The 10146-nt window shown below is 70.9% G+C and carries 7 protein-coding genes; 3 read left to right on the forward strand and 4 right to left on the reverse strand.

The genetic code is table 11. The annotated features are described in order from the left end of the window. Window positions 1-120 precede the first annotated feature (120 nt). Window positions 121-1281 carry a helix-turn-helix domain-containing protein gene (locus ABZ693_RS32795; RefSeq protein WP_359884951.1) on the forward strand — a complete coding sequence of 387 codons (1161 nt, stop codon included), beginning with the start codon at window positions 121-123 and terminating at the stop codon, window positions 1279-1281. Between the two features lie 85 nt (window positions 1282-1366). On the opposite strand, the gene argS is transcribed toward ABZ693_RS32795, so the two are convergent. Further along, on the reverse strand, window positions 1367-3142 hold the full coding sequence (argS, locus tag ABZ693_RS32800) for an arginine--tRNA ligase (RefSeq protein WP_359884952.1): 1776 nt from the start codon (window positions 3140-3142) through the stop codon (window positions 1367-1369). 208 nt (window positions 3143-3350) lie between these two features. Here argS and lysS point away from each other — a divergent pair, with 208 nt between their 5' ends. Then, the gene (gene lysS, locus ABZ693_RS32805) at window positions 3351-5072 is read left to right on the forward strand and encodes a lysine--tRNA ligase (protein ID WP_359884954.1); all 1722 of its coding nucleotides are present in this window, start codon (window positions 3351-3353) and stop codon (window positions 5070-5072) included. Window positions 5073-5159: 87 nt separating this feature from the next. Here the strand turns inward: lysS and ABZ693_RS32810 are convergent, their stop codons facing one another. The 3 genes from ABZ693_RS32810 to ABZ693_RS32820 all read right to left on the reverse strand — a co-directional run bounded on the left by ABZ693_RS32810 (window position 5160) and on the right by ABZ693_RS32820 (window position 8664). Next, window positions 5160-6755, reverse strand: coding sequence for a DUF2637 domain-containing protein (locus ABZ693_RS32810; protein WP_359884956.1), 1596 nt, complete (start codon window positions 6753-6755; stop codon window positions 5160-5162). A gap of 109 nt (window positions 6756-6864) precedes the next feature. Continuing rightward, entirely contained in the window at window positions 6865-7608 is a 744-nt protein-coding gene (locus ABZ693_RS32815; RefSeq protein ID WP_359884958.1) for a DUF3558 domain-containing protein, read from the reverse strand. A gap of 108 nt (window positions 7609-7716) precedes the next feature. Beyond that, window positions 7717-8664: a DUF3558 domain-containing protein gene (locus ABZ693_RS32820; protein ID WP_359884960.1), complete on the reverse strand. Its 948-nt coding sequence runs from the start codon at window positions 8662-8664 to the stop codon at window positions 7717-7719. 175 nt (window positions 8665-8839) lie between these two features. On the opposite strand from ABZ693_RS32820, the gene ABZ693_RS32825 reads away from it, so the two are divergent. After that, entirely contained in the window at window positions 8840-10033 is a 1194-nt protein-coding gene (locus tag ABZ693_RS32825) for an RtcB family protein (protein ID WP_359884962.1), read from the forward strand. Window positions 10034-10146 lie beyond the last annotated feature (113 nt).

The raw sequence follows: 10146 nt of genomic DNA on the forward strand, positions 1-10146 counted from the left end.
CGTGATCTCCGGGCAACCGGCACGGGACAATGAGGGACGGTGGAACGCTCTCACCCACGGTGACCTGGGGAAATGACTATCCCCTGGAACGCGTTCCCGGGACGTCGACAGGGGGCGTGGATGAGTACGGCGGACGGATTCGCGGGGCGGATGCGGGAGCTGAAGGAGCGGTCGGGGCTCAGTTACGGGGTGCTGGCCAGACGGCTGCACGTCAGCGCCTCGACCCTGCACCGCTACTGCAACGGGGACGCCGTGCCGGCCGAGTTCGCCCCCGTCGAACGGCTCGGGCGGCTGTGCGGGGCCTCCCGTGACGAGCTGATCGAGCTGCACCGGGCCTGGATCGTCGCCGACGAGGCGCGGCGCCAGGGGCAGTCTCAGCCGCCGTCCCCGGCGCGGCCCCAGCCGTCGGCCGGGGAAAACCCTGTGGTGCCGGTGCCGGTGCCGGTGCCGGTGCCGGTGGTCGAGGCGGTGCCGGGGGCGGTCGATTCGCCGGTGGTGGAGGTCCTCGCCGGACCCGAGGCGCCGGTCCGCGGGCGGTCCCGGCGGCGGGGTGTGCTCGCCGGTGCCGCAGCCGTGGTCGCCATCGCCGTGGCGGTGCCCCTCGTCTATGTGCTGGCATCCGGCGACAAGCCCGCGGGGGACGAGGCCAAGGGCTCCGAAGGGCCGCCCGCGCCGCTGAGCGCCGGCATCAGCTCGTACAACTGGGCCGAGCCCTGCGGCCAGTACTACGTGCTCGACCAGACGCCCGAGCACGTCCCGCCGCCGCCCGCCCCGCAGGACACCCGCGGCTGGGCCCGGGCGCTCGGCGGGATCGACGGCGGGCATATGCAGCTCCAGATCACCGTCACCGGCCGTACCCAGGAACCCGTCGTCCTGTCCGGCCTGAACGTACGGGTCGTGCAGCGGGAGGAGCCGCTCGACGGGACCACGTACTCGATGGGCGACGGCTGCGGCAGCGGCATCACCCCGCAGACCTTCGACGTCGACCTCGACGCGCCCCGCCCGTTCGTGAAGCCGGTCGCGGGTCAGGACGGGGACCGCGTGGTGCCCGCCAAGAACTTCCCGTACAAGGTCGCCACCGGCGATCCGCAGGTCCTCAACCTCGACGTGCACACCGAGAAGTACGCCGCGACCTGGTACCTGGAACTGAAGTGGAGCAGCGGCGAGCAGCACGGGACGGTACGCGTCGACGACGGCGGCAAGCCGTTCCGCAGCAGCGCCATCGAGGGCCGCCCCACGTACGGCTACCGGATCGACACGGGGACGTGGGACAAGCAGTGACCGGTGACCCGGTGACCGCGTGAGGAACGAACGACGGCCATGCCCGGGCGGGCATGGCCGTCGTCTCATGGGCCGGAGGCGGGCGTCAGAGGCGCTCGGGGGTCCGGATGCCCAGCAGGGCCATGCCCTGGTGCAGCGTCCGGGCGGTCAGCTCGATCAGGAACAGACGGTTTTCCTTCTGCTCCTCCGTGTCCGCCTTCAGCACCGGGCACTGGTCGTAGAAGGTGGTGAGGTGCGTGGCCAGCTGGAAGAGGTACGCGGCCAGCTTGTGCGGCGCGTACTCCTCGGCGACCTCGGCGAGGACCGCGCCGAACTGGTCCAGGTGCAGACCCATCGCCCGCTCGGCCGGAGCCAGCTCCAGCTCCGGGTGCGCCGCCGGCTTCGCGGCGCCCGCCCGGCGCAGGATCGAGCGGATCCGCGCGTAGGCGTACTGGAGGTACACGGACGTGTCGCCGTTGAGCGACACCATCTGGTCGAGGTCGAACTTGTAGTCGCGCACCGCCGACGTCGACAGGTCCGCGTACTTGACCGCGCCGATGCCGACGTAGCGGCCGTTCTCCGCGACCTCCTCGTCGGAGAGGCCGGCCTTCTCCTTCTTCTCCTCGACGACCGCCGTCGCCCGGTCGATCGCCTCGTCGAGGAGATCCACCAGCCGCACCGTCTCGCCCTCACGGGTCTTGAACGGCTTGCCGTCCTTGCCGAGGACCGTGCCGAACGCCAGCTGGTGGGCCTTCACCTCGTCGTTCAGCCAGCCCGCCCGGCGCGCCGTCTCGAAGACCATCTTGAAGTGCAGCCCCTGGCGCGCGTCCACCACGTACAGCAGCGTCGACGCCTTCAGGTTGCCCACCCGGTCGCGGATCGCGGACAGGTCCGTCGCCGCGTAGCCGAAGCCGCCGTCGGACTTCTGCACGATCAGCGGGACCGGGTTGCCGTCCGGGCCCTTGATGTCGTCGAAGAACACGCACAGCGCGCCCTCCGAGCGGACCGCGACGCCCGACTCCTCAAGGAGCCGGCAGGTCTCCTGCAGCATGTCGTTGTAGCCCGACTCGCCGACGATGTCGGGATCGCGGATGTCCATGTCGAGCTTCTCGAAGACCGAGTAGAAGTAGATCTTCGACTCGTCGACGAAGCGCTGCCACAGTGCCAGCGTCTGCTCGTCGCCCGCCTGCAGGTCCACGACCCGGGCCCGCGCGCGCGTCTTGAACTCCTCGTCGGAGTCGAACAGCGCGCGCGAGGCCTTGTAGAGGCGGTTGAGGTTGGACATGGCCTCCTCGCCGGAGACCTCCGCGCCCTTGTCCTCGGCCTTGTGGTCCAGCTCGTGCGGGTGCTCGATCAGGTACTGGATGAGCATGCCGAACTGGGTGCCCCAGTCGCCGATGTGGTGGCGGCGGACCACCTTCTCGCCGGTGAACTCCAGGATCTCGACCATCGCCGCGCCGATCACGGCGGAGCGGAGGTGGCCGACGTGCATCTCCTTGGCCACGTTCGGCTGCGCGTAGTCGATCACCGTCGTGCCGGCCGACGGGTTGAACGGCACGCCGAGCCGGTCGTCGGCGGCGCGGGCGGCCAGCGTCTCGACGATCGCCGCGTCCGAGATGGTGATGTTGAGGAAGCCGGGACCGGAGACCTCGATCTCCTTCAGGACGTCGTTCTCCGGGATCGCCGCGACGACCTGCGTCGCCAGCTCACGCGGATTGCCCTTGAGCTTCTTCGCCAGCGCCAGGATGCCGTTGGCCTGGAAGTCGGCCCGGTCGCTTCGTCGGAGCAGCGGGTCCGCGGGACCGGCCTCCGGCAGGGCTGCCGAGAGACCTTCCGCGAGGCGCTGCTGCACGGTCGAAGCGAGGGAAGGGACCGAGGCCATGAGCTTCCGTTCCTGTGTATGAGGTGATGGGAGATACCGCTTGTCAAGTGTCCCATGGGTGGGCAAGGTGTTTTCCCTGCCTGTGGACAACCGGACCGGACGTGTCCCGGCCTGTGGACAACCTCCGGGTGCGCCGATCCGTCTGGGAGAATGGCTCACGTAGGGCTGTAAGGCATCGAGGGAACCAAGGAAGAAGGACGAACCGACCGTGGCTCAGAGCAGCACCGAGACCGACTGGGTCTCCCGTTTCGCCGACGAGGTCATCGCCGAATCGGAGCGACGTGCGCCTGGCAAACCCGTCGTCGTCGCCTCCGGCCTCTCCCCGTCCGGCCCGATCCACCTCGGCAACCTCCGCGAGGTCATGACCCCGCACCTGGTCGCCGACGAGATCCGCCGCCGCGGGTACGAGGTCCGGCACCTCATCTCCTGGGACGACTACGACCGCTACCGCAAGGTGCCGAACGGCGTCGCGGGCGTCGACCCGTCCTGGGCCGAGCACATCGGCAAGCCGCTGACGTCCGTCCCGGCCCCCGCCGGCTCGCCGCACGCCAACTGGGCCGAGCACTTCAAGGCCGCCATGGTCGAGTCGCTCGCCGAGCTGGGCGTCGAGTACGACCCCATCAGCCAGACCGAGCAGTACACCTCGGGCACGTACCGCGAGCAGGTCCTGCACGCGATGCGGCACCGCGGCGACATCGACGCCATCCTCGACCAGTACCGGACGAAGAAGGCCCCGAAGAAGCAGTCGCAGAAGCCGGTCGACGAGGCCGAGCTGGAAGCGGCCGAGGGCTCCGGCGCGGCCGCCGAGGACGACGGCTCGGGCTCCGGCTCCGCTTACTTCCCGTACAAGCCCTACTGCGGGCAGTGCGAGAAGGACCTCACGACCGTCACCTCCTACGACGACGAGACCACCGAGCTGGCCTACACCTGCTCCTCCTGTGGCTTCGCCGAGACCGTCAAGCTCAGCGAGTTCAACCGCGGCAAGCTGGTCTGGAAGGTCGACTGGCCCATGCGCTGGGCCTACGAGGGCGTGATCTTCGAGCCCTCCGGTGTCGACCACTCCTCGCCGGGCTCGTCCTTCCAGGTCGGCGGCCAGATCGTCCGCATCTTCGACGGCACCCAGCCGATCGGCCCCATGTACGCGTTCGTCGGCATCAGCGGCATGGCCAAGATGTCCTCCTCGCGCGGCGGCGTCCCCACCCCCGAGGACGCCCTGAAGATCATGGAGCCGCAGCTCCTGCGCTGGCTGTACGCCCGCCGCCGGCCCAACCAGTCGTTCAAGATCGCCTTCGACCAGGAGATCCAGCGGCTCTACGACGAGTGGGACAAGCTGGTCGCCAAGGTCGCCGACGGCAGCGTGCTGCCGGCCGACGCCGCCGCGTACACGCGCGCCGCCCGCACCGCCGAGGCCGAGCTGCCGCGTACCCCGCGCCCGCTCCCGTACCGCACCCTCGCCTCGGTCGCCGACATCACCGCCGGCCACGACGAGCAGACCCTGCGCATCCTGACCGACCTCGACCCGGCCAACCCCGTCACCACCCTCGACGAGGTCCGGCCGCGTCTCGACCGCGCCGAGAACTGGATCACCACCCAGGTCCCGGCCGACCAGCGCACCATCGTCCGCGACGAGCCCGACGCCGACATCCTCGGCTCCCTCGACGACGACGGCCGCGAGTCGCTGCGCCTGCTCCTCGCCGGCCTCGACACGCACTGGTCGCTCGACGGCCTGACCACCCTGGTCTACGGCGTCCCGAAGGTGATGGCCGGCCTCGACGCCGACGCCAAGCCGACCCCGGAGCTCAAGGTCGCGCAGCGCTCGTTCTTCGCGCTGCTCTACAAGCTCCTCGTCAGCCGCGAGACCGGACCGCGTCTGCCCACCCTGCTCCTCGCGGTGGGCGCGGACCGCGTGCGCAAGCTGCTCGGCGCCTGACGGTCCACTCCGTACGAAGCCTGAGGGCCGCTCTCCCGGACGACGGGAGGGCGGCCCTCAGGCATGTGACCGGCGGGTGGGGACGGGTTACGGGGTGGCGATCGCCTTGAGCTGCCGCTCGACGTCCTCGCGCAGGCGCGGCGTGATCCGGCCGAGGAGCGCGATCCGGCGCGGGTCCTGCGGGCCGTACCGCTCCGTGAGGAGCTCGACGAGCAGTTCGTCGCCGGGGAACGCGTCGTACTCCTCCGCGTAGGTGCGCAGGGTGGAGCGGACCGCGTCGATGAAGTCGCTCTTCGCCTGCTGCTCCGGCTCCGGCTCGTGCATCGGCTCCCGCACCGCCTCCTGACCAGGCTCGGCCTGGGCGGCGGCCTGCGGGGCCTGGAAGGCCTGCTCAGGCTGCTGGACCGGCCGGCCCTGCTGGTCCAGGGCCTCCGGCGCGGCCGGGTCGTACCCGCCCTGGTACGGCTTCTGCATCATCCCCCGCGGGAACCACGGGTTGCCCGCGGCGTCCTGGCCCTGGACCTGGCCCTGGACCTGACCCTGGATCCGCTCCGGGAACTGGATCTCCTCCTGGACCTGGAAGTTCTCGGGCACCGGGCCCGCCTCCAGGGGAACCCCCACCGGGACCGGCATCGGCATCGGCTGGGGCGCCTGAGCGGGGTCGGCCTGCTGCTGACCCGGCATCATCACGGGCGCCTGCGGCTGCTGCGGGCCCTGAACCGGCGGCTGGACCTGCTGTGCTTGGACCTGCTGAGCCTGAGCCGGGGCCTGGCCCTGAACCGGGGCCTGGAGCTGCTCCTGACCCGCCGTCATCGCCGCCATGGCCCCCGCGGGATCCGCCTGCGCGACCGGAGCCGCCTGCGTCACGGGAGCCGGAGCCGCGGGAGCGGCCGGAGCCTCGGCGGTCGCCGGCGCCACGGCGGTCGCCGCCGCCACCGGCGCCGCGGTCAGCTCGGGAGTCGCGGATGTCTCGGGAGCCGCCGGCAACAGCACCGGTTCCACCCCGGCCGCCGCGAGCCCCGCCCCCGCCGTATCCGCCAGCGGGACACCGTACTTCGCGAGCCGCAGCGGCATCAGCGCCTCCACCGGCGCCTTCCGCCGCCACGCCCGGCCGAACCGGGCCTGCAGCCGCGCCTGGTAGATCAGCCGGTCCTGCTCCAGCTTGATGACCTCGTCGTACGACCGCAGCTCCCACAGCTTCATCCGCCGCCACAGCCGGAACGTCGGCACCGGCGAGAGCAGCCAACGCGTCAGTCGCACGCCCTCCATGTGCTTGTCGGCCGTGATGTCCGCGATCCGGCCCACCGCGTGCCGCGCCGCCTCGACGGCGACCACGAACAGCACCGGGATCACCGCGTGCATGCCCACACCCAGCGGGTCGGGCCAGGCCGCGGCGCCGTTGAAGGCGATGGTCGCCGCCGTCAGCACCCAGGCGGTCTGCCGCAGCAGCGGGAAGGGGATCCGGAGCCACGTCAGCAGCAGGTCCAGCGCGAGCAGCACACAGATGCCCGCGTCGATGCCGATGGGGAAGAAGTAGGAGAACGTGCCGAAACCCTTGGCGAGGGCGAGCTCGCGCACCGCCGCGTACGACCCGGCGAAACCGATCCCGGCGATGATCAACGCACCCGCGACGACCAAGCCGATGAGTATCCGGTGTGTGCGTGTCAGCTGCATCGCGGCCACCCGCGATCCCCTCCCGTCGATCGACAACTCGCGGCCCACAGACTGGCACACGCGTACGAGGCCCGGCCCTCGGGGGAGGGGCGGGCCTCGTACAAAAGGGCATATAAGGCTACTTGTTGGCTGCCTCGACCGCCGCCACGGCCTCCTTCGCGGCCTTCAGCGCGCCGTCCACGATCCACTTGTCGGACGGCGTCTTCGAACCCGCGTAACCCGCGCCGTTGTACGTCACCAGCGCCACGACGTTGCCCGTCCGCGCCACCACCGACGCGTACTGGAAGTCCTCGTCGGTCTTGCGCAGCTTGTACGTCACCGTCTCGGCCTTCTCGCCGACACCGGACGCCTCGGAGGTCTTCGCGTCCTTCGCGCCCTCCGCCTTCTGGGCCTTGGCGAGTTCCTTGGTGTAGTTCCCCGCGGCGCGCTCCTGCCCGCTGCCGAGCGTGGCGTCCGACTCGTAGCGGTAGAGCGAGACGTCGAGCCAGCGGTAGTTCGACCCCTTGGTGCCCTTGTCCTCCAGGCCGTTCCAGGCGCAGCCGCCACGGTTGTTGAGGTCGCTGGACGCGGCCGCCGTGCCCTTCTTGCTCTTCGCCTTCGGCACCAGCTCCTCGACCGTCTTCGACGAGACGGCCTTGCAGACGTCCGGCAGCTTCGCGAACTTCGCCGGCTCGACCGCCTTCTTCGTCGGCGCCGCCGACGACGGGGCGGCGGAGGCGCCGGCCGAGGACGCGGCCTTGTCCGGGCCGGAACCCTTGTCCGTGGAGGAGTCGGAGCCGGAGGAGCATCCGGCGGCGACGAGCATCACCGGGACGGCGGCGCAGGCGAGGACACGGGACAGGCGCGGAGCTGATCGGTGCATGGTTCCTTCAGTCGCTTGGGCAGTCGCTTGGGCGGCCGGCGGCCGGGCGGCCGCGGTACGCCGACACGTTACGTGGTCGGGCGCCGGTCACGGATCGGAGGCGGCCGGTCACTCCTCCAGGCGCTCGGCCAGCAGCCCGGCCAGATTCCGCGCCTTGTCCTGCAGTTCCTCGCGGTCGAGGGCCTTGCCGGAGGACTCGGTCTGCTCCTCGTAGGAGACGGTGACGATGACGTTGGATGTGCGGAACACCACGCTCACGAGCCGCCGCTCGCCCGACGGACCCGCGGCCAGCAGGGCGTCGTCGAGGTACGCCACGTCGCCGAGGCCGTCGAGGGCGCGCGGCTCCAGACCGGTGTCCGCGGCACCGGGCGTACCGTCACCCGCCTTGCCGCCGTGGGCGGGCGGGGGCGTCGGGGCCTCGGGGCCGTACGGGGCGTGCTCCGGCTGGTCGCCGGCGAGCGTGGTGACCGCGTCCGAGGCGGCGCCCTCGCCGGTGGCGGGGTGGGCGGCCGTACCGGCGGGCGCGCCGGCCGAGGGGGACACCGGCGGCTGTGACGCGGTCGGGGTGGTGGTCGGTGACGGGGCGATCCCGGCGATGCCCTGCTTGCGCGCGTACACCTGCTGGGCGCGGTCGTCGTCGCTGACCGTCGTGTCGTAGGAGACGACCCGTTCGAAGTCGAGGCTCAGCCGGTGCGTGGCCTCCGGCCCGGTCGACTTCCAGCTGCACCCCACCCGCCGGTCGGTGTCGAAGGTGGCGGCGGAGGTGCCGCGGTAGGCCCGGTCGCGTTCGGCGTCGGGCAGACCGGCGGCGCCGGGCAGCAGGTCCTTGAGGGTGGCGGGCGGTACCGCGGCGCAGGGGTCGAAGAGCGTGCGGTAGCGGCCGGGCGGCGCGGCCGAGACCGACGCGGCGGGGCCCGCCTTGGAGTCGATGGCGTCGGCGCCCCCCGTCGGACCGGAGGAGCATCCGGTCAGGGCGAGCCCGAGACCGAGGGTGAGGGCGGCCGCGGAGAGTGCCGCGGGCCCGGTCCGGCCGGGTACGTACGCCTTGCGCTGCACGATCCCAGGCTCCCTTCTCCCGGAGGAATCCCCCGAAAACTGTTTGCCGCCCTGTCGGGCGCGATGAGAACAATGTGTATCGCACGCATGGCCGTTGATGCCGGTCCGCGGTCGCCTGTACGGGCTTTGGCTCCGGTTTTTGCGTTATCAGGCTTATCGGGGGAATCGAGGAAGTATGTCGTACATAGAGGTACCGGGCGCGAAGGTGCCCATCCGCATGTGGGCGGATCCCGCCTCCGTCGAGGAAGGCGCGATGCGCCAGCTCCAGAACACGGCCACCCTGCCGTGGATCAAGGGCCTCGCCGTGATGCCGGACGTGCACTACGGCAAGGGAGCGACGGTCGGCTCGGTGATCGCGATGCACGGGGCGGTCTGCCCGGCGGCGGTCGGCGTGGACATCGGCTGCGGCATGTCCGCGGTCAAGACCTCGCTGACCGCGAACGACCTCCCCGGCGACCTCTCCCGCCTCCGCTCCAAGATCGAACAGGCCATCCCGGTCGGCCGCGGCCTCCATCGCGAGATGGTGGACCCGACCCGTCTGTACGCCTTCCCGACGACGGGCTGGGGAGATCTGTGGTCGCGCTTCGACGGGGTGGCGGACGCGGTGAAGTTCCGTCGCGAGCGGGCGGAGAAGCAAGCCGGAACCCTAGGATCGGGTAATCATTTTATTGAAATTTGTCTCGATGAGTTCGGTTCTGTCTGGCTCATGCTGCACTCGGGCTCGCGGAACATCGGCAAGGAACTGGCCGAGTACCACATCGGCGAGGCGCAGAAGCTGCCCCACAACCAGGGTCTCGTCGACCGCGACCTCGCCGTCTTCGTCTCGGACACCCCGCAGATGGTGGCCTACCGGAACGACCTCTTCTGGGCGCAGGAGTACGCGAAGTACAACCGCGCGATCATGATGGCGCTGTTCCAGGAGGTCCTCCGCCGGGAGTTCCGCAAGGCGAAGGTCACCTTCGACCCGGTGATCTCCTGCCACCACAACTACGTGGCGGAGGAGCGCTACGAGGGGATGGACCTACTGGTCACCCGCAAGGGCGCGATCCGGGCCGGCTCCGGGGAGTACGGGATCATCCCGGGATCGATGGGCACGGGTTCGTTCATCGTGAAGGGGCTCGGCAATGCGGCGTCCTTCAACTCGGCCTCGCACGGGGCCGGCCGTCGGATGAGCCGGAGCGCGGCCAAGCGGCGGTTCTCCACGCGCGACCTGGAGGAGCAGACGCGGGGCGTGGAGTGCCGCAAGGACTCCGGAGTCGTGGACGAGATCCCGGGCGCCTACAAGCCGATCGAGCAGGTCGTGGAGCAGCAGCGGGACTTGGTCGAGGTGGTCGCGAAGCTCAAGCAGGTCGTCAACGTGAAGGGCTGACCCGCGGATGCGCGGGGAGAGGGCCGCACCGGCGGTATCGCGGGAATCACGCGCGTCGTGCGCGTCGTGCGCGTCGCGGGGTGCGTCGGCGGGATCGAGGGCGTCGGTCACGT

The organism is Streptomyces laurentii, assembly GCF_040635425.1.
Lineage (GTDB): Bacteria > Actinomycetota > Actinomycetes > Streptomycetales > Streptomycetaceae > Streptomyces > Streptomyces laurentii.

Excerpts from the sequence above, each read along its gene's own strand:
- ABZ693_RS32795 (WP_359884951.1), top strand. The coding sequence starts at position 121 with ATGAGTACGGCGGACGGATTCGCGGGGCGGATGCGGGAGCTGAAGGAG.
- argS (WP_359884952.1), bottom strand. The coding sequence starts at position 3,142 with ATGGCCTCGGTCCCTTCCCTCGCTTCGACCGTGCAGCAGCGCCTCGCG.
- ABZ693_RS32815 (WP_359884958.1), bottom strand. The coding sequence starts at position 7,608 with ATGCACCGATCAGCTCCGCGCCTGTCCCGTGTCCTCGCCTGCGCCGCC.
- ABZ693_RS32825 (WP_359884962.1), top strand. The coding sequence starts at position 8,840 with ATGTCGTACATAGAGGTACCGGGCGCGAAGGTGCCCATCCGCATGTGG.